This is a genomic window from Bacillus altitudinis 41KF2b, from assembly GCF_000691145.1.
Taxonomy (GTDB): domain Bacteria; phylum Bacillota; class Bacilli; order Bacillales; family Bacillaceae; genus Bacillus; species Bacillus altitudinis.
Window position 1 is genome coordinate 256,043 of record NZ_ASJC01000003.1, and the last position, 20,127, is coordinate 276,169.

Below are 20,127 nucleotides of genomic sequence, written 5' to 3' on the forward strand. Positions count from 1 at the left end.
CGCTGAGTAGTTGGTATATGTGAATTGTGAACGTCTACAAAAAAATCTCATTTAGGATGAAAAAAATTTCGTGAAAGAGAGGAAATGGTGCACGTTTTTCCTCCAAATTCAGAAAAAACGTGCACACTTTTCCAATTCGATTACTCGCCGATAATCGTTAATTTTCTTGTTTTTTCTGCAACAGCTTCTGGGTCTACTTTGATTCTTGAAACGCCCGTTTCCATTGCTGCTTTTGCCACTGCTTTGGCTACCGCTGGCGCTACTCGTGCATCAAATGGTGCAGGGATAACGTATTCCGCTGACAATTCTTCATCTGATACAAGGGAAGCAATCGCTTCAACAGCTGCAATTTTCATTTCTTCGTTAATGTGTGTCGCACGTACATCAAGCGCCCCGCGGAAAATACCAGGGAATGCAAGGACGTTGTTCACTTGGTTCGGGAAGTCAGAACGGCCAGTTCCTACAACACTTGCACCTGCTGCATGTGCATCTTCTGGCATGATCTCTGGGTTTGGATTCGCCATTGCGAAGATGACAGGATCTTTTGCCATTTTCCCAACCATTTCTTTAGTTAAAGCACCTGCTACTGAAACGCCGATAAAGACATCTGCGCCTTCAATCACTTCTTCTAAAGAACCTTCTTTACGATCTTGGTTCGTGAATTTAGCTACTTCATTTTTCACTGCATTCATACCATTCGGACGGCCTTCATAAATAGCGCCTTTTGTATCACACATGATGATATCACGTACACCGAAATGATAAAGAAGTTTGATAATCGCAATTCCTGCTGCTCCAGCGCCGTTTGCAACCACTTTAATTGAAGACATTGATTTTCCAGATAGCTTCAGTGCATTCACAAGTCCTGCCACTGTTACAATTGCTGTCCCGTGCTGATCATCGTGGAAAACAGGAATGTTTGTCTCTTTTTTCAAACGCTCTTCAATGATAAAGCAGTTTGGTGCTGCAATATCTTCAAGGTTCACGCCGCCAAATGTCGGCTCAAGAAGCTTCACTGTTTCAACGATTTTGTCTACATCGTTTGTTGCAAGTGCGATTGGGAATGCATCAACACCTGCAAAGCTTTTGAATAAGACAGCTTTTCCTTCCATTACTGGAAGAGATGCTTCTGCCCCAATGTTTCCAAGCCCTAACACAGCACTTCCGTCTGTGACAACAGCGACCATATTGCCTTTCATTGTATAATCATACACTTTGCTTGTGTCGTCATAAATATCTTTACATGGCTCTGCCACACCTGGTGAGTAAGCCAAGCTCAAGTCTTTCGCATTTTTCACTTGTACCTTTGATTTTGATTCGAGTTTGCCTTGATTCTCTTTGTGCATATGTAATGCTTCTTCTCTTAATGACATGTGATGAACACTCCTTCAAGTGGAAAATGATTTAATGAATTGCTAAGTTGATAAGCACATACTTGGCAGTTTAAATACACAGAATCTTTAAAATGATAACACAATAGGTGAAATTGTAAAACATATTCAGACGATTTGTCATCATTTAATCACAACGTTTTGTTCACCGAGCAGCTCTTTTAACTGGAAAATGACCGCATGATCTGCATGAACTTTGTATGCATCTGGAAGTCTCATCGTCTTTTTTTGCTTTTCATAATACAAATAGACATCTGCTTCTCCCCTGTGCATGGAGATCACTCGTTTCACTTGTTCTAGCAGCTCCTGCGTATGGTTCTCTTCTTTGACTCGAATGTAGACAGATTCTTTTCTTTTAGAGCCCATCTCTTCCAGTAGAACAGCTTCTTGTACGATGATTTGACTGCTCTCATTTCTGACATCTATTCTGCCTTCAACATAAAGCATTGCGCCCTCCTCAAGTAAGGGGGACAGCTTTCTAAATTGCTCTGGAAAGACGACACCTTCCATTTCTCCCGTTTCATCCCCGAATGTGACAAATGCCATCGATTGTCCATTTTTTGTCCGAATCGATTTCAACTTTGTCAAAAGACCACCCATTGAGATCTTTCGCTTTATATAGGAAGAAAGTCTGATGATTTCCACTGCACCATTCTCTCTCAAACGATCTCGATACGCTTGTACAGGGTGATTTGATAAATATAACCCGAGTGCCTCTTTTTCAAATTGCAGGAGATCAACAAGCGGCAGTTCGTCTATCTCCGCATATTTTGGCTTAATGGAGAACGTTGTATCCCCAAGAAAGTCCAATTGATCCTCAGGTGTTAAAAATGACACATGGTCTAACGCAATATCTATCGATGCTAATAACGAAGCACGATTTGGATGAAGCTCATCCATTGCCCCTGAGAAAATGAGGGCTTCAATCGTTTTTCGGTTGACACTCTTTGTTGATACCCTTGCGCAAAAATCAAATAAATCTTCAAATGGCTTTTCCTGTCTTGCTCTGTATATATCCTTTACAGCTGACACTCCGACATTTTTGATCGCTCTTAAGCTGTAGCGGATCTCCCCTTTTTCAACCGTGAATGGAAATTCGCTCTTATTAATAGAAGGCTTCAACACCGATATCCCTTTTTCCTTTGCCTCATAGAAATATTGAGCCACTTTGTCTTCATTTCCAATCACACTCGTTAAAAGACCGCACATAAAATATAACGGATAATGCGCTTTTAAATAAGCAAGCTGAAAGCCGATCATGCTATATGCAACAGCATGGCTTCTATTAAAACCATAGTTTGCAAATTTGACGATTAGGTCATAAACGTCATTTGCAATGTTAACAGGATACTCCTTTTTTAGGCATCCTTCAACAAAATGGCTTCGCTCTTCATCAAGCACCTTTTTATCCTTCTTTGAAACGGCTCTTCTTAGTAAATCAGCCTCGCCCAGCTTAAAGCCTGCCATCTTTGCTGCAATCAGCATGATTTGCTCCTGATAGACGATGACCCCATATGTATCCTTTAAGATGTCATACAAATCTGGATGCGGGTAGGAGACTTTCACTCTGCCATGCTTTCGGTCGATAAAGAGCGGGATATTCTCCATCGGCCCCGGGCGGTATAAGGCATTGACAGCCACGATATCTTCTAGACTAGAAGGTTTCAGTCGTCTCAGCACCTGACGCATACCTTGTGACTCCAGCTGGAAAATCCCCGTTGTATCTCCCGCTGATAACAAATCAAACGTTTTCTGATCTTCATATGAAATGTCACTAAAGTTAATGTGGACGTTTTCCTGTCTTTCAATCTGGTTTTTAATGGATTCAATTAATGTTAAGTTTCTCAAACCTAAAAAATCCATTTTTAAAAGACCGAGATCTTCTAAATAATTCATCGCATATTGCGTCAAATACACTCCATCATGGCCTTCTTGAATAGGCACGACTTGTGTGAGCGGCTCCTCACTTAGAACAACGCCGGCTGCATGTGTTGACGTATGTCTTGGTAATCCTTCTACCTTTAAAGCGGTTTGAAACACTCTTTGCAGCTCTTCAGATTGCTGGAGCAGTGTTTTTAATTCTGAGGAGACTGTCACCGCTTCTTTCAGTGTCGTCCCTGGCTTTGATGGGATGAGCTTTGCAAGGCGGTCTGCTGCTTTTGAATCAATTCCCATCACACGTCCGACATCTCTTAAAGCTGCCTTTGCGGCAAGTGTTCCAAACGTGACAATTTGCGCCACATGCATATCCCCATATTTGTCTTTTACATATGAAATGATTTCATCTCTTCTCGTGTCAGGGAAATCGATATCTATATCCGGCATGCTGATTCGTTCAGGATTTAAAAAACGCTCAAATAAAAGCCCGTGACGAATCGGATCGACATCTGTAATAAACAGAACATACGCAACTAAAGAGCCTGCTGCTGATCCCCGGCCAGGACCTGTGACAATGCCATGATCATGAGCATACTTCATAAAATCCCACACAATGAGGAAATAATCACTGAAATTCATTTTTTGAATGATGCTCAGCTCATACTCAAGCCTTTTGATATATGTGTCATTTGAAGCAATCTGTCTTCGTTTCATGCCTTCTTGGCACACTCTTCGTAAAAACTGATCAGCTGTTGATTGATCAGGCGTCGGATAAGTTGGCAGTTTCGTCTGACCAAGATTTAAATCGACCTCACAGCGGTTTGCAATCTCAACCGTTCTTGCCAGCAATTCTGGATCATCACCAAACCACTTCATCATTTCTTCGGTCGATCTGAAATGCTTGTCTCCTTGGTCTTCCTCTATTTCTGATAACTGCTGGCCTGCTTTAATGGCCTTTAAACATGTATATGCGGTTTTGTCCTCTTGATGGATATAGTGGACGTCACCTGTTGCCACAAGCGGGATGTTCGCCCTTTTTGAGAGTTCCCGCAGCTTATGAGACAGCTCTTCGTCCTGCTGAAACGGCTGAACGGCTAAATACACATGTTCCTCACCAAAAAGATCTTTTAAATGGCTCGCTGCATCCCTTGCTTCATCTAGCTGATCATGTTGCAGCAGCGTTTCAATATAGCCGGATACGCCTGGTGTGATGGCAATAAGGCCATGATGATAGGCTTTCAGCCATTTCTCTTTCAGGCCGGTTTTTGACTTTGATTTCAAGACACTGCTAATTTTGATCAAGTTTTGATAGCCTTCATTGTTTTTGGCAAGGAGGATCAAAGGATAAGCCTCTGTCTCTTGTTCATCTATGAAGACAGAAGCTGTTAAACCGATAATCGGCTTGATGCCATGTGTTTTACATTCCTTATAAAATTCAACCGTTCCATACATCACATGGTCATCCGTAAGAGCGAGCGCTTGATAGCCAAGTTCTTTCGCCTTTAATACGAGCTCCTTGACCTTCGCTGCACTGCTCAACAAGCTGTATCCACTGTGGACCTGAAGATGAACATAGGACATGCTTAATCCACTCCTTTCGTCTAAATTCATTCTTTCATTATAAAACGCGATGCGGTGAGAAACAAATGTTCTTTCTTTTCCGCTCGTTCATACTTGTCCAGCACACGCCATATATTGAATAGAGTGAGGTGGGAAAAATGGATGTGAAGGAAGCCTTTATTCCAAACTTTATTAGCTGTTATTTTATCGCACTGGGGGTTATTTTGGGCGGTGCCATTATCGGCGGGGTAGGTGCATATTTATCTGGTCAGCCACCGCTATCAATTATTTCAAGTCTTGCCAACCGCTTAAAAATTTGGGCACTTGTTGCGGCAATCGGTGGAACTTTTGATGCGGTCTATAGTTTTGAAAGAGGGATTTTCGAAGGGAACACACGTGATATTTTCAAGCAGATCTTGTTAATTATCTCTGCTATGGGCGGTGCGCAAACGGGGTATCTCCTGATTACGTGGCTCACTCAGGAGCATGTGTCATCATGAGGGTGCCTGAGCTGTATAAACGTCCAGGCTGGCAGCGTTTTTTTGCTGGGATGATGTTCGGCGCAATTATCAGCTGGCTGATTTTTCTCTTTACGTATGGCACCTTTCAAGAGAAGCAAGTGACACTGCTCAGAAGCCAGCAGCACCATATGGACAGTCTGAAAGAACAAATCACACTCTATCGGGAAGATTTGCATAAATTAAATGAAGACAATAAGCAGCGTCTGCTTATTCAGAGCGTAGACGTTCACCTCGTCAACCGTGAGCAGTACAAAATCCCGGAGCCAGATACCTTGAAATTTGAAGATCAGGTGAAAGAGGATATCTCAGAGGTGATCACAAAGGATATTGAAAGTGTCTATAAAACAAAAGAGCTCTTAAAACGGACCGTGGAAAATAAAGAATATACGATTAGAGAAAAGGCATACCGCGCCAAAGTCACTGAGCTGACCATTTATACAAAGCTATCGCTTGAAGTGCGTATTTCCTTTGCTGAATAATAGATGATGTGGAATTTTTATGAATTTCTGCACTCAATGATCGCTTTTCACTTGTTATTTTTATACACTAAAAGAAGAACGAGATGATTATAAGAAAGAGGTGAGAACAATGGAGGTTTACAGCTATCGTCAAATGGCACGAGACAAAGCAAGCCGGATTAAAGACGGCATGTGTGCTTATGCTGAGACAGAAATGATGGCCCATTTAATTAAAAAAGAATTAAAGCATCAAAATCTCCAAGCCTATGAAGATTCAACTGACATCGGCTGCTGGTTTATCCCTGTATCCAAGTAACCCTTTTCTCAAAGCTCAAAAAAGAGAGGGGGGACTTGAAGCCCCTCTCTCACGATGATGATTTACATACTTCTTCTAAATCACGCAAAATCTCATCTGCAACTGCCCAATCATATATGGACGCACCGGCTGCAAGCGGGTGACCTCCGCCATGATATTTTTTAGCAATGGTGTTAATGACGACGCCTTTTGAGCGGAATCTCACACGAATCTGATCGTTCTCTTCCACAAAAAAGACCCATGCCTTAATCCCTGCAATATTTCCAAGTGTTCCAACAAGCTGTGAGGCTTGCTGCGCTGTTGTTTGGAATGACTCCAAAATGTCACGTTTAATAAAAACAGAAGCTACGCCATTCTCTGATAAGGAGATATGTTGAAAAATATAGCCATTTAATTTCACGACATTCAAATCTGTCTCATACAATTGATTGAAAAGGTCTGATGATGAAAACGGATATTCGATGAGTTCACCCGCATATTTGAGTGTCTTTTTCGTTGTGTTTGGGAAAAGGAAACGGCCTGTGTCTCCTACAATGCCGGCATAAATGAGTTCTGCCGCCTTTGTATTCAGCTGATATCCTTCTTCTTTCCCCTCTAAATACAGCTCATAAATCATTTCACTAACAGAGCTTGCTTCTGTATCAACCCAAAGCAAATCACCATACGGATCTTCATTCGGATGATGATCAATTTTCATCAGCTTATCGCCCATTGAATAACGCTGATCATCAATTCTTGCTTGATTCGCAGTGTCACAGACAATGACAAGGGCACCTTTGTACACTTCATCTGGCACCTCATCTAATTCATATAAAAATGAAAGGGATGGCTCAGGGGTTCCTGTCGCATAAATATTTTTTTCTGGATAGGTGGCACGCAAGATTTCCGTAAGGCCGCACTGCGATCCATATGCGTCTGGATCAGGTCTTACATGTCTATGAATGATGATGTTGTCATATAATGATATGGTTCTAATCAGTTCTTTTTTCATAAATACTCCTTCTTATGCGATACTCTTTTTATTATTAAATCATAATCTACCCAGACAGAAAAGTGAGGAATAGACAATTTATTCTAGTAAGCAAGCCTATTTACGTTTAAAATAGGGTTGTAACCACTTACAATGGAGGCTTGGCACATGCTTGTTTTGATTGTGTTTATTATTTGTTCTGCCATGTTTTATTTATACTACAAAGCAAAGAATGTCCGTACGAACCGGCCGGTCGAAAAGAAATTCTGGTCTGCCAAATCAAGTATGGCACTTGGCTGCTTTGTCCTGCTCTTCGGTGTGAATCAATTATTTTTAAACCGCTCGTCACTCGCATTTGTCATTGGGTTTGTTTTTGTTGCAGTTGGTATCGGCAGTACATGGGCCGGATATAAAGCCTATAAGCACTATCTTCCGCTCTTTTTAAAGGAAGGCGAAAAAGACCACGCATAATAGAGAAAGGGCTAAAATGAACTTGATTTTAGCCCTTTCTCTTCTTTTCACCGTGTTAGAAAACCTTTGCAGTCTAGGAAGGACAGCTACTTTTACGGAGCAAATTTGTCATTCGTGAGCATCAGCACGCAGGACTGATAAAGAATACGAGGGTTTGTTACACGCTGAAAGGGCGCATTCATGCCGCCCTTTTTTGCCATTTATCCTCTCTCCATCAGCTGCACCATCAACATCGCTTTGCCTACAATATTTGACTGATGGTAAACTTCCACTTCCAGCTTTCCAAACTTGCGCCCAACTTCTAAAATATTCGGTTTGATCTGTATCGTGGATTCCATTTGAACTGGTTTTAAGAAATAGACAGAAAGACTTTCTACAATTAGTTCGCCTTTTTTATGAGACTTTAAGAAGCGGTTGGCTGATTCGATTAAAATTTGTGTAAACACACCATACGAAATATTACCGAGTTGATTTGTCATTTGTGGTGAGACTTCATATTGGTACACCGCATCTGTTTTTGGTTTTTCTGTCTCAGTCTCCTTAAATCCTCGTGACACGACATCATCCAGCTTTTCACCGACCTGCGGCTGCTTTTGAATCATTTGCAGCGCCTTCAGCACGTCCTGACGACTAATCATCCCAATCAGCTTCGCATGATCATTTACAACTGGCAGCACCTCAATACCTTCCCACACCATCATTTGTGCAGCTGAAGCGACAGATGTTTTGCCAATAACGGTCAACGGATTTTTTGTCATCACCTTTTCAATCGGTGTAGAACGGTCATGGCCGGCAATATCCTTTGAGGTCAAAATGCCGTGAATTTTCATTTGATCGTCTGCTACCGGGAACCGGCCGTGCCCGGTTTCATAATTCTTTTCATACCATTTCTCAAGTTTGTCTTCTGGCGATAAATAGACGGTCCGTTCTATCGGCGTTAAAATATCCTCCACAAGCACAATTTCTTTTTTAATCAACTGGTCATAAATGGCCCGGTTAATGAGAGCCGCTACGGTAAATGTATCGTAGCTTGTTGATAAAATGGGCAGCTCAAGCTCATCTGCGAGCTGAATAATTTCATCATCTGTTGAGAATCCGCCCGTGACCAACACAGCCGCTCCCGCCTCTAATGCTTGCCGGTGAGCATTGATTCGGTTTCCGACGATTAACAGGTTGCCTGCTGCTGTGTATCGCATCATCGCATCCAGTTCCATTGCACCGATGACAAATTTATTTAACGTTTTATGTAAGCCGGCTCGTCCGCCAAGCACCTGACCATCAATGACATTGACTACTTCCGCATATGTCAGCTTTTCAATATTTTCTTTTTTCTTCTGTTCAATTCGAATGGTACCGACTCGTTCAATGGTGCTCACGAACCCTTTATTTTCAGCATCCTTAATAGCCCGGTAAGCCGTGCCTTCACTGACTTTCATTTCTTTCGCTATACGCCGGACAGAAATTTTCTCTCCGACATCCAATGAATCAATATACGATAAAATTTGCTCATGCTTTGTCGCCAATCCCGTTCACCCTTTTTGTTTTCAGCGTTTTCATCTATATTTCATTATAAAGGCAGGAGGCTTTTAATAGCAATTTGTCTTTTACACGAGCACGATACAGGCAAATAAAAAAAGCCGGTTGGATGCCGGCTTTTCTTCCTATTATTAAATATCGATGGATTCTCCGCTGTTTAATACGTGACCCACGCCGCCATGCAAGCTGTCTGCAAAGGCATGAGGATCTTGCTCAATCGGCGGGAATGTACTGTAATGAATCGGTACGACTTGTTTCGCACGAAGCCACTCTGCTGCGATTCTCGCATCGTCTGGTCCCATCGTGAAGTTATCACCTATTGGCAGGAAGGCGAGCTCAATATGATTCAGCTCCCCAATGAGTTTCATATCCGAGAAGAGAGCCGTGTCTCCAGCATGATAAATTGTTTTGCCTTCAGCAGTAAATAAAATACCGGATGGCATCCCTGTATACGTAATCGTTTTGGATTCTTCATCAATGACCGCTGAGCCATGGAACGCTTGCGTCAGCTTGACTTTACCAAATTCAAATTCACGTCCGCCGCCAATAGAAAGCGGGTGTGTTTTCACCCCTTGCCAGCCTAAATAAGTGGCAAGTTCGAATGGCGCAATCACGAGTGCGTCATTGTTTTTAGCGATTTCAACCGTGTCTCCGACGTGATCTCCATGCCCGTGCGTGAGCAAAATCACATCTGCTTTCACATCTTGCGGTTTGATATCCGTGTGCTTATTTCCATTTAAAAATGGATCAATCCAAATATGGTATCCGTTTGTTTCAATGTGTACGACTGAATGTCCATGATATGTAGCTTTCATGTAAATATATCCACCTTTCGAATTTGATCTCATTTTGTCTATTCCCTCTATAAAAAGCTGAAAAACTTAGTGCCTGTGAATCACATTAAGACCACCTGTTGCTTCAATGACGGTTCCTGTAATGAGGTCTGAACGGTCATCACATAGAAATGAAATGATACGACCGATATCCTCACCTGTCCCAGACCGACCAATCGGTGTTTCATCGTCTTTTATCTGACGTGCTTCCTCTATCGTTGATTCTTTCATGTCTCCAACGATTTTGCCTGGACACACCATATTAGCGGTGATGCCGTTTTCGGCTTCTTCAATCGCAATGGTTTTCGTCAATGACGCAAGGCCCACTTTTGCCGCTCCGAAGGCTGATCTATGCATCCATCCTGGCGCATGGTCTGCACCTTGGAAGCCATATGTGATAATCCGGCCAAAGCCTTGTTTTCTCATCATAGGGATCACCATTCGGAACAAATGGAACACTGCGGATAGGTTGCCTTCCATCATTTGATACCATTCGTCTTCAGAGTAATCCGCGAGTTTTTTTCGTTCAAAAATATAAGGTCCAGCATTATTGATCAAGGCATCAATCCGCCCAAATCGCTCTGCTGCCAGCTCGACCATGTTTTTTAAATCTTCTTTGTTTGTCACATCGCCTTGGACAAATTGAAGCTTTTCTTCGTATTCTTGCAGTTCTTCTTTCATCTGCCGGACAGCTTCATCATCACTTCGATAATTCACTGTCACAGAATACCCCATATTCAGTAAAGACTCGGTGACTTTCCTGCCAAGTCCTTTAGAACCCGCTGTTATTAATGCGTGTCGCACACAATCTCCTCCTAAAGCAAAGGTTGCAAGTTCATGTGTTTCTTTTGTTATCTTTACTTTACTATAAACCGGCTCCCTTCGCACTTTTGAACCCTTTAACAATGAGGGGAAAACCGTATAGGGTGATTCATCCACTTTTTCATATCCCATGAACCATGGATATCGAGAAGCAGCGAAACAAACCGATAGCATTCTCTCACCTCATGAAGCTGGCGAGGAAGCGGGCAAATCTCTTCATATCCTAATTGAACCGCTTGTGCAGCTTCTTTCGTCAAAAGGTATTCGAGTGCAATCAAATCAAACGCAGCTGGTCCAAATACGACATATTCCGTATCAACTAGACTCGCCACTTGATCATCGTCTTCAATATATTGCGATGGGTCTAAATCAATTAAAATGAGACTGGCTGAATCAGGAGGACTTAGCGTTTCAAGCTTTTGCTGCACCTTTTCTGCATAATCCTGATATTCAGGCTGATCAGCGTAATAGCGGCTGATAAGTTTGGAAACTGCCTTTTTTAACAGCGCATGGAATTCTCTCAAATGTCTCTTTTCTCCCACGTATACTGGTCCGAAAAAGGTTGTTTGATATGAATGAAGATGCGCTAGTTTCCTCCCGTAATCCCTATAGAATTGTGCTGAACGGCCCTCAAAAGATGTTAAAGGGATTCCTTCTACTTTTTCCATGACATAAAAGTGTTTCCCCGCCTTCTTCACTTTACGAACAACTTTCGGAATATGAAAGGAATTCGTATGAGCCAGCTTTTCATTGATTTCATCAAGATGCTCTTGTACAGTACGGGCATCTACTCCATAAATCATGTTGGTCCCATACACAAATTCACTTTCTTCTCTTGCAGTTTTTGGAGATTTCACTACATATTCCGTTTGGTCTTGTAAGGAAATCAGCCACACATCATTAGCCCTGCCGTCGTATGGTTCTCCTAACGTTTTCACTGATACGATAGGCTGATCAAACAAAGCCTGCAGCGTTTTCTTCATGAACTGTTGTCACTCCTTATTCAGCTTGACACTGGTATGCTTTCATTTTCTCCAGTGAAGATCAATCTCCTTTTTCCCATGAAAAAAACCATCCGTATAAACGAATGGTTTTGGCGAATTATGCTAGGCAGGCTTTTGCTTTTTCTAAAGCGAGCTGAATTTGTTTAAATCCAGTTCCACCTGCACTTGTTCTTTTTTCAACAGCAACATACGGATCAAGAACAGTGTAAATGTCTTGTTCAAAGAGGCCGCTTGCTTCTGTAAATGTTTCAAATGGAAGGTCACTTAAGTAGATGCCTTTTTGAATGCATGTATACACAAGCTTTCCAACGATTTCGTGTGCTTCACGGAATGGCATGCCTTTTTTCGCAAGGTAGTCTGCCACTTCGGTCGCATTTGAGAAATCTTCTTTTGTTGCTTTTTTCATGACATCTTCGTTCACTGTCATTGTTTGAATCATGCCTGTGAAGATTTGCAGGCTGCCAGCGATCGTTTTCACCGTATCAAACATGCCTTCTTTATCTTCTTGCAAATCTTTGTTATACGTAAGCGGCAAGCCTTTCATAATCGTGAGCAGCCCCATCAGGTTGCCATATACCCGCCCTGTTTTTCCGCGGATCAATTCAGCCATATCCGGGTTTTTCTTTTGCGGCATCATGCTGCTGCCTGTTGCGTACGTGTCATCGAGCTCAATGAATTTGAATTCTTGAGAACACCATAAAATGATTTCCTCACAAAGACGTGAGAGATGCATCATCACAAGGCTGCTATTGGACAAGAACTCTAAAATGAAATCACGATCACTCACGCCATCAAGGCTGTTCTCGTAAATATGGTCAAAGCCAAGAAGCTCTGCTGTATATTCACGATCAATTGGGAATGTCGTTCCTGCTAACGCCCCGCATCCAAGTGGTGACACATTAATCCGCTTCAATGAATCTTGAAAACGCGCTTTGTCCCGCTCAAGCATCCAAAAGTAGGCAAGCATATGATGGGCAAAGGAAATAGGCTGTGCACGCTGTAAGTGCGTATATCCTGGAAAAATTGTTTCAACGTGCTGTTCAGCTTTTTCTACAAGCACTGTTTGAAAAGAAGAGATCAGCTCAATGATATGCTCTACTTGGTTATTCAAATATAAATGCATATCGGTTGCGACCTGATCATTCCGGCTTCTCGCTGTGTGCAATTTGCCGCCAAGCGGACCAATCTCATCAATGAGCATTTTTTCAAGGTTTAAATGAATGTCCTCATAATCTACTGAGAAATCGAGTTCATCCGCCTCTGCCTTTTTCATGAGCGTATTCAGTCCGTCTTTGATTGCAGCGGCCTCCTCATCGCCGATGATACCGCATTTATTCAGCATACTTGCATGGGCAAGGGAGCCGGTCAGATCTTCTTTGACTAATTGTTTGTCGAAATGAATGGATGCACCAAACTCATCGACCCATTTTTCTGGTGTTTTTTGAAATCGGCCTCCCCAAAGCTTTTTCATGCTTTAACCTGCTCCTTTTTATTCACGATGCTGTTTACTTTTGTTGGTAAACCCCAAAGGTTAATAAATCCTACAGCTGCATCATGATCGAATTCATCTGCTTTTGTGTAAGTTGCTAGATTTTCATCATAAAGTGAATATGGTGATTTACGTCCTTCTACAATGGCATGACCTTTAAATAGTTTCACACGTACAACACCTGTTACGTTCTTTTGCGTTTCTTGTAAGAATGCATCTAGCGCTGATTTAAGTGGTGAGAACCATAAGCCGTTGTATATTAATTCAGCCATTTTTTGTTCAACGATTGGCTTAAAGTGTGCTACTTCTTTAACAAGCGTTAAGTCTTCAAGTTCTTTGTGTGCTTTTAATAGGGTAACTGCACCTGGGCACTCATATACTTCACGAGATTTGATTCCAACAAGACGGTTTTCAACATGATCGATTCTGCCTACACCATGCTGGCCAGCAACTTCATTTAAATGAAGGATCAGATCAGATAATGAATACTGGATTCCGTCAATCGCTGTTGGTTTTCCTTTTTCAAACGTGATTTCAATGATTTCAGGTGTGTCAGGTGTTTTTTCAAGTGGATTTGTCAGATCATAAGCACCTTCTGGCGGCGCTGCCCAAGGATCTTCTAAAATACCACATTCGTTACTTCTGCCCCAAAGGTTTTGGTCGATTGAATATGGGCTATCTAAGTTAATCGGAATTGGAATACCGTGCTTTTGTGCATAATCGATTTCTTCATCACGAGACCATTTCCATTCACGCACTGGTGCAAGAACTTCTAGGTCTGGATTCAATGCTTTGATTGATACTTCAAAACGAACTTGGTCGTTTCCTTTCCCTGTACATCCGTGTGCAACGGCTACGGCATTTTCTTTCTCTGCGACTTCCACTAATTTTTTGGCAATGAGCGGACGAGATAGTGCAGACACGAGTGGGTATTTTCCTTCATACATCGTGTGTGCTTGCAGTGCAGCAAGTGCAAATTCTTCAGCAAACTCTTCTTTTGCGTCGATCATGTAAGATTGAACAGCTCCGACTTGAAGTGCTTTTTGTTGAACGAATGCTAAATCTTTTCCTTCACCTACGTCCAGGCAGCAAGCAACAACTTCGTAACCTTGCTCCTGTAACCATTTAACTGCAACAGAGGTATCAAGACCTCCGGAATATGCTAATACGACTTTTTTATTTTGTGACATGTTTGAAAAGCTCCTCTCGCTTGTTTTGATTCTGTGAATGTTTTTTGCATAAAAATAAGTTTTAATTTATAAACATGCATTTAGTATGTATACACTGTAACAAGGAAAAATTGTTTTTTCAACCCCTTTATGAAAAAAACTCTGCCAAATTTTCTTGGCAGAGTCATTTTGGGCTATTTTTGATCTTTTTCAAGCTCTCGCAAGACATGAGGAAGCTCTGGAATAATGAGTTTGGTCATGGCTAACCGAACTGCTCCGGTAGAGCCTGGTGTGGCAAAAACGGCTTTTTGGTTAATCACCCCTGCCGACGCTCTAGATAAGATAGCGGCTGATCCAATATCTTCTGTATAGCTCAGCATGCGAAAAATTTCTCCAAAGCCCGGCAGCTCTTTTGAGAAAAGAGGGGTAATGGATTCAATCGTGACGTCCCTTGCTGCAATACCAGTTCCCCCGTTTAACAAGACAGCATCAATCTTCGCTTCACTTGTTCCTTCTAAAACGGCGTCTTGAATCGCTCCAATGTGATCTTTCACAATATCGTATGCAAGAATAAGATGCCCTTGTTCTTTGAGCAAATCAATCATCAGACGGCCGCTTTTATCTGTTTCTTTTGTCCTTGTATCACTGACGGTAATGACTTTTACATGAAGCCTCGTTCTCGCTTCGCGTTTATGTTCTTGGGCGCTCATCTCTTCACACCGCTCCTTTCATATTGCCTCACATTATAGCATGCTGATTTCAATAGAAAAAAGCCCTTTTCCGCTGAGGAAAAGAGCTTTAAAAGGATGTTACGCTAAACGCATAACGTCTCTTGCAATCATGACTTCTTCGTTCGTTGGAATCACGATGACTTTTACAGGAGAGTGAGGGTAGCTGATGAATGCTTCTTCGCCTCTCATGTTGTTAAGAGATGGATCCCAGTATACGCCCATGAATTCTAGACCACGAAGTACACGTGCTCTCACTTCTGAGCTGTTTTCACCGATTCCAGCTGTGAAGATGATGGCATCTACACCATTCATTCTCGCTGCATAAGAACCGATGTATTTATGAATACGGCTTGCAAAAATATCTAGTGCTACTTCTGCACGGTCGTTTCCTTCTTCTGTCGCTTCTTCGATATCACGAAGATCACTTGAAAGACCAGACACACCTAAAAGACCACTCTTCTTATTCAAAGTAGAAAGTACTTCTTCCGCTGTATGTCCTGTTTTCTCCATAATAAATGGAATAAGGGCAGGGTCAATGTTACCTGAACGTGTTCCCATTGCAACACCCGCAAGTGGTGTGAAGCCCATTGACGTATCGATTGATTTTCCGCCTTCAACTGCTGCGATACTTGCACCATTTCCAAGGTGGCAAGAAATCAAACGAAGCTCTTCAAGAGGACGGCCTAATAGCTCTGCTGCACGCTCTGTTACGAACTTATGGCTTGTCCCGTGGAATCCGTATTTACGAATACCAAAGTTTTTGTAGTAGTCGTACGGAAGGCTGTATAGGTAAGACTGCTCTGGCATTGTTTGGTGGAACGCTGTATCGAACACAGCAATCGCTGGTACGTCAGGCAGAATTTGTTTAAATGCTTTGATTCCTACAACGTTTGCAGGGTTGTGAAGTGGTGCAAGCTCTGAAAGCTGATCAATGTCATTAATGACTTCATCTGTTAATACAACAGAATCGCTGAATTTTTCTCCGCCGTGAACGACGCGGTGTCCTACGCCATCAATTTCATTAAAGTCTTTGATGATGTTAAATTCAATTAGTTTTTCAAGCAGCATTTTAACCGCTACTGCATGATCTGGAATATCTGTGACTTCTGTTTTCTTTTCTCCATCTACAGAAATCGTGAAGATACTGTTGTCCATTCCGATTCTTTCAACAAGACCTTTTGTTAAAACGGTTTCTTCTGGCATGTCGAACAATTGGAATTTAAGAGATGAGCTTCCTGCGTTGATTGCAATAATTTTGGACATTACTGTCGCTCCTTTTACTCAGTTGTTATATAAGGTTTCACGTTTTTTCGGTGCTATATTCAACCTGTTTGAACGGGTCTTTTATAGTTTAACGATAAGTCCGAAAAATATCTGACTTTTTCATTTAAACATTGAAAACTTTGCATTTCAAGTACACCTTCGAACTGTTACCGCTTACATCAATAAGTCGTTATTTTCTGAATAATAAAATAGCCAGACATCACTCTGGCTATTCTTTCGTTTCTTTTTCTTCTATAAACCATTGGTCTAATTTTCTCATGACGCCAACCATTGCTTCCTTCTGTGAGAAAGATGGCAGATTGGCAAATAGCATACGTTTCGGTGCTTCGAGCCCCTCTTTTTTCTTTTGCATCACAAATAAGCTTTTGGCATGCTTTTTGTCTTTGAACATAGAGACTGGCAGCTGAATTAACGCATTCATATATGCATGTTCTTTGATGAAATCCTTTAATTGTACGCTTTCTTTTCCTTCAAACAAATCGTTTGGAATGATGAAGAATAAGAAGCCTCCTTCTTTCGTGTAACGAAGACTTTGCTCAATGAATAAATAATGCGCAAAGGAATGACCTTCTTTTGCCTTTAATTCATAGTCTTTAGCGCGCTCATCATTTGGATAATACCCGACAGGAAGACTGCATACAGCAACATCTGCAGGTGAGATAAGAAGCGGCTCAAGGCTGTCCTGGTGGAAAAGCTCTACTTCTTTTTCTTCTAAGTTCGCTTGTGCCCACGCAATTTTAATGAGCACGTCATCAATTTCAGAGGCATAACCGCGTGTTGTTTCTGCTGTTACATTGTTGAGGACCGCAAGCAGTAAATTCCCTGTTCCTGCTGCTGGATCAAAGACAACCAGCTCTTTTTGTCCTTCTAAAAATTTATTGACCAAATAGCTGACAAACAGACCAATTGTATCAGGTGTCATCTGCCGGTTTGGATGTGAAATATCTTTTTGTCCTTTCAGTACGGCGAGCTGAAACGCTTTACGAATCTGCTCATGATCATAAGAGGCGAAATCTGCTTTCTCTATTAAATCTTTTAGTAAACCGTTTCGATCATTTGACTGGAAAAAGGCTTCTCCTGCTTCTGCCAATGCTTCAATATAGGAAATGTTCTGTTCCTTTTTTAAACGAATTGAAGCTGTATCGAGCAGCTCAAAAATCGTACTCACTTGATCTTTCTGCAATGCTTTTCTCTCCTCGCTTTGTTAAAAGCTATATGTTCTCATTGAAAAGAGCCCCAGTATGAAGCCGGAGCTCTTGTCGATGCTGCTTTTATAACAGTGATTTCGCAGCCTCAATGGCTTTTTCATAATTTGGATGATTGGTTGCTTCGCTTACATACTCAGTGTAAACCACTTTTCCGCTTGGGTCTAATACGAAGACCGCACGCGCCAATAAACGCAATTCTTTCATATATAAACCAAACGCTTCACCAAATGACATATCTCTATGATCAGATAATGTTTCGACATTTTCAATTCCGTTTGCTCCGCACCAGCGTGCTTGTGCAAATGGTAGGTCTGCACTAATGGTATAAATATTGACCGGACCTAAGCCGGCTGCCTCTTCATTGAAACGTCTTGTTTGTGCGTCACACACACCTGTATCAATAGAAGGAATCACTGAGATAATCGTCACTTTTCCTGTTAAATCAGAAAGTGAAACTTCCCCTAGTGAGTTCGTTAATACCGTGAAATCTGGAGCCTGCTCGCCTACTTTCACTTCATTTCCTACAAGCGTTACTGGGCTCCCTTTAAATGTGATCGATGCCAAAACAATTCCTCCCTTATCAAATGTATGGTTCTATCATAGTAGAGAAAGCAAAAAACTGCAAAGCCTAATCGTCCATTTTGAAAAAAAAGTTAACTGCAGGGCAGCTAACTTTTTAAAGGTCTATGTCATCTAGTTTTCGTTCTTTGTGACGATGCTCCCGTTCATCCTTCTTAAACATGTGCTGAAGACGTTCAATTGCTTGAGGAGCAGAATCCAATATTTTATCGAGCAGATGTGTGTGTTCATCCAAATGAAGCATTCTAACGCCATTTGTTCCCACAATTAAAAAGGCGATTGGTGTAATCGATACTCCCCCGCCGCTTCCGCCTCCAAATGGGAGTCTCGGTTCTTTTCGTTCTTGTTCATCAGACCGTTTTTCTTTCTTTTGGTTACCGTTGAATTCACTGCCGCCGGCTGCAAATCCAAAACCAACCTTTGACACAGTGAGAATGACACTGCCGTCAGGGGTTTCGACTGGATCGCCGATGATCGTGTTCACATCAATCATTTCTTTTAAGTTTTCCATCGCTGTCTTCATCAGACCTTGGATTGGATGATCTGCCATTTTCGGGTTCCTCCTTAAACAGATGATTCATTCTTCGTTGCTTGAAGAGAGGCATTTTTTCTCGCCTTTCTCCCTTTTAACCAATGGACAAGTAATCGAATGGCTGCAAGCATAGCATGTCCAATCCGAAAATAAGCTATACATGCAAAGTGTGTCTGTGATACATTGTGCTGAAAAGCGGGAATCACTTCATAGACGGGTTTGTGCTTAAAGGTGAGATGCTCCTGCATAAAGGCAAGAAGTGCTCCTTTGACTGACCACACACCGCCGGCTGCTACACCTGTTAAAGCTGCGTCATGAAAACCAATCCATGTGGACCAGTGAAATGAGACGATTTTTATATGAATGAAGAACTTTCGCATGATCCGGTTTAGATCGACAATCTCTTTTGTAATACGCTCCATTTGATGAAGGATTTCTTTCACATCACGTTTTCCCACTTTTTTATGCATGGTTTCTTTTTCTTGATTAGGCGTTTTGGTGCTGGCCATTTTCTTTTCACGAATATCAATCGTTTGATCTTCCGTATTCACTTTCACCATCGGAATGTCTTTCTTCAGTCTGACGATTCCATATAAGGTGATGATCTTCACCGCAATATGGTCATTGTCATTTGCATGTGAATAGTCCAGTGAAATGGTCACTTTCATAAAGATCAATAAGATCACAAGGAACAAAAAAGCTGCGATCCAAACGTACAGCACTGTGCTCACTTCCTCCATAACAAATGATGCTTCCTCTACGATTATGGCTCTCCTTCTGGATTTTATACCCAATCACCCAAAAAAGAGTTTGACCGGTACCCGGCCAAACTCTCTTTGGTTATGCGTTTGATTCTGTTTTTTCATATAAATGTTCATGAACAACCACCGTATCTGCAAAGTAGTCATGAACCCCTTGCTTTTTCGGCGTGAACCCAACCACAGCATAGAGAACAAAAAGCGTATTAATATATCGCCCCACAATTTCTCTAAAGAAAATGACATCCCATGACAGCTTCTTCTCCGGCTGAAGTGAGACGACTTTGATTCCAAACACCATCTTTCCAAGTGTTTGTTGGAAAATCTTCGTCATGATCGCAAAATAAAGCAGAAAGACAATTGTGGTTGTGACGGAAAATGGGGAAAACCAGCCTCCCCCTTTTGACCAGCCAAAGAGACTAAAGATTGGAGAAACCGTCAAATGGTTAACACCCCATACGACGAGCCAATCTAGGATAAATGCCCAAAATCTAATCCAGAAACCTGCAAAGGCCTGCGCTTCAATTGAAGTGCGCTTCGCAAGAGTCGGCCTTGATTCTCCCTCTTGGCTGCGACTTTCCGTTACTTCATCGAATGTAGAATCCATCTATGATCCC

At 41.9% G+C, this 20,127-nt stretch carries 20 protein-coding genes; 4 read left to right on the forward strand and 16 right to left on the reverse strand.

Annotated elements, in window-relative coordinates:
- Positions 1-140: 140 nt before the first annotated feature.
- On the reverse strand, positions 141-1,373 hold the full coding sequence (ystJ, locus tag BA79_RS07550) for an NADP-dependent malic enzyme (RefSeq protein ID WP_007501712.1): 1,233 nt from the start codon (positions 1,371-1,373) through the stop codon (positions 141-143).
- Positions 1,374-1,514: 141 nt separating this feature from the next.
- A complete protein-coding gene (gene dnaE / locus BA79_RS07555) occupies positions 1,515-4,850 on the reverse strand; it encodes a DNA polymerase III subunit alpha (protein ID WP_035701982.1) in 3,336 nt (1,111 codons plus the stop codon).
- A gap of 137 nt (positions 4,851-4,987) precedes the next feature.
- Between dnaE and ytrH the strand changes: the two genes are divergently transcribed.
- The 3 genes from ytrH (at position 4,988) to BA79_RS07570 (ending at position 6,124) form a co-directional block, all read left to right on the forward strand.
- Positions 4,988-5,329 carry a sporulation membrane protein YtrH gene (gene ytrH, locus BA79_RS07560; RefSeq protein ID WP_007501717.1) on the forward strand — a complete coding sequence of 114 codons (342 nt, stop codon included), beginning with the start codon at positions 4,988-4,990 and terminating at the stop codon, positions 5,327-5,329.
- Positions 5,326-5,829 carry a sporulation membrane protein YtrI gene (gene ytrI / locus BA79_RS07565; RefSeq protein WP_007501718.1) on the forward strand — a complete coding sequence of 168 codons (504 nt, stop codon included), beginning with the start codon at positions 5,326-5,328 and terminating at the stop codon, positions 5,827-5,829. Before ytrH ends, ytrI begins: the two co-directional genes overlap by 4 nt.
- A 109-nt stretch (positions 5,830-5,938) precedes the next feature.
- A complete protein-coding gene (locus tag BA79_RS07570; RefSeq protein ID WP_008346082.1) occupies positions 5,939-6,124 on the forward strand; it encodes a YtzJ family protein in 186 nt (61 codons plus the stop codon).
- 49 nt (positions 6,125-6,173) lie between these two features.
- Here BA79_RS07570 and BA79_RS07575 read toward each other — a convergent pair whose 3' ends face one another.
- Positions 6,174-7,115 carry a DHH family phosphoesterase gene (locus BA79_RS07575; RefSeq protein ID WP_035701985.1) on the reverse strand — a complete coding sequence of 314 codons (942 nt, stop codon included), beginning with the start codon at positions 7,113-7,115 and terminating at the stop codon, positions 6,174-6,176.
- 147 nt (positions 7,116-7,262) lie between these two features.
- Between BA79_RS07575 and BA79_RS07580 the strand changes: the two genes are divergently transcribed.
- Complete coding sequence (locus BA79_RS07580; protein ID WP_008343164.1) at positions 7,263-7,565, forward strand: YtpI family protein; 303 nt, start codon at positions 7,263-7,265, stop codon at positions 7,563-7,565.
- Between the two features lie 200 nt (positions 7,566-7,765).
- Here BA79_RS07580 and BA79_RS07585 read toward each other — a convergent pair whose 3' ends face one another.
- The 13 genes from BA79_RS07585 to BA79_RS07645 form a co-directional block, all read right to left on the reverse strand.
- Complete coding sequence (locus tag BA79_RS07585) at positions 7,766-9,088, reverse strand: CBS domain-containing protein (RefSeq protein ID WP_017358275.1); 1,323 nt, start codon at positions 9,086-9,088, stop codon at positions 7,766-7,768.
- A gap of 144 nt (positions 9,089-9,232) precedes the next feature.
- The gene (locus tag BA79_RS07590; protein WP_017358276.1) at positions 9,233-9,916 is read right to left on the reverse strand and encodes a metal-dependent hydrolase; all 684 of its coding nucleotides are present in this window, start codon (positions 9,914-9,916) and stop codon (positions 9,233-9,235) included.
- Positions 9,917-9,982: 66 nt separating this feature from the next.
- Complete coding sequence (locus BA79_RS07595; RefSeq protein WP_008343153.1) at positions 9,983-10,738, reverse strand: SDR family oxidoreductase; 756 nt, start codon at positions 10,736-10,738, stop codon at positions 9,983-9,985.
- A 95-nt stretch (positions 10,739-10,833) separates the two neighbouring features.
- Entirely contained in the window at positions 10,834-11,739 is a 906-nt protein-coding gene (locus BA79_RS07600) for a phosphotransferase (protein WP_035701988.1), read from the reverse strand.
- 118 nt (positions 11,740-11,857) lie between these two features.
- Positions 11,858-13,231, reverse strand: a complete 1,374-nt coding sequence (gene argH / locus BA79_RS07605) for an argininosuccinate lyase (RefSeq protein ID WP_008343150.1) — start codon at positions 13,229-13,231, stop codon at positions 11,858-11,860.
- Complete coding sequence (locus BA79_RS07610) at positions 13,228-14,439, reverse strand: argininosuccinate synthase (RefSeq protein ID WP_008343148.1); 1,212 nt, start codon at positions 14,437-14,439, stop codon at positions 13,228-13,230. The genes argH and BA79_RS07610 overlap by 4 nt, the downstream gene beginning before the upstream one ends.
- 173 nt (positions 14,440-14,612) lie before the next feature.
- Entirely contained in the window at positions 14,613-15,128 is a 516-nt protein-coding gene (locus BA79_RS07615; protein WP_035701991.1) for a MogA/MoaB family molybdenum cofactor biosynthesis protein, read from the reverse strand.
- A 99-nt stretch (positions 15,129-15,227) separates the two neighbouring features.
- The gene (locus BA79_RS07620) at positions 15,228-16,412 is read right to left on the reverse strand and encodes an acetate kinase (protein ID WP_007501728.1); all 1,185 of its coding nucleotides are present in this window, start codon (positions 16,410-16,412) and stop codon (positions 15,228-15,230) included.
- 229 nt (positions 16,413-16,641) lie between these two features.
- Positions 16,642-17,616, reverse strand: a complete 975-nt coding sequence (locus tag BA79_RS07625) for a class I SAM-dependent methyltransferase (protein WP_035701994.1) — start codon at positions 17,614-17,616, stop codon at positions 16,642-16,644.
- 88 nt (positions 17,617-17,704) lie between these two features.
- Positions 17,705-18,205, reverse strand: coding sequence for a thiol peroxidase (tpx, locus tag BA79_RS07630; RefSeq protein ID WP_007501731.1), 501 nt, complete (start codon positions 18,203-18,205; stop codon positions 17,705-17,707).
- 112 nt (positions 18,206-18,317) lie between these two features.
- The gene (gene ytfJ, locus BA79_RS07635) at positions 18,318-18,770 is read right to left on the reverse strand and encodes a GerW family sporulation protein (protein WP_007501733.1); all 453 of its coding nucleotides are present in this window, start codon (positions 18,768-18,770) and stop codon (positions 18,318-18,320) included.
- A gap of 14 nt (positions 18,771-18,784) precedes the next feature.
- Positions 18,785-19,492 carry a DUF2953 domain-containing protein gene (locus BA79_RS07640; protein WP_008343138.1) on the reverse strand — a complete coding sequence of 236 codons (708 nt, stop codon included), beginning with the start codon at positions 19,490-19,492 and terminating at the stop codon, positions 18,785-18,787.
- 100 nt (positions 19,493-19,592) lie between these two features.
- Complete coding sequence (locus BA79_RS07645) at positions 19,593-20,117, reverse strand: RDD family protein (RefSeq protein ID WP_007501737.1); 525 nt, start codon at positions 20,115-20,117, stop codon at positions 19,593-19,595.
- Positions 20,118-20,127 lie beyond the last annotated feature (10 nt).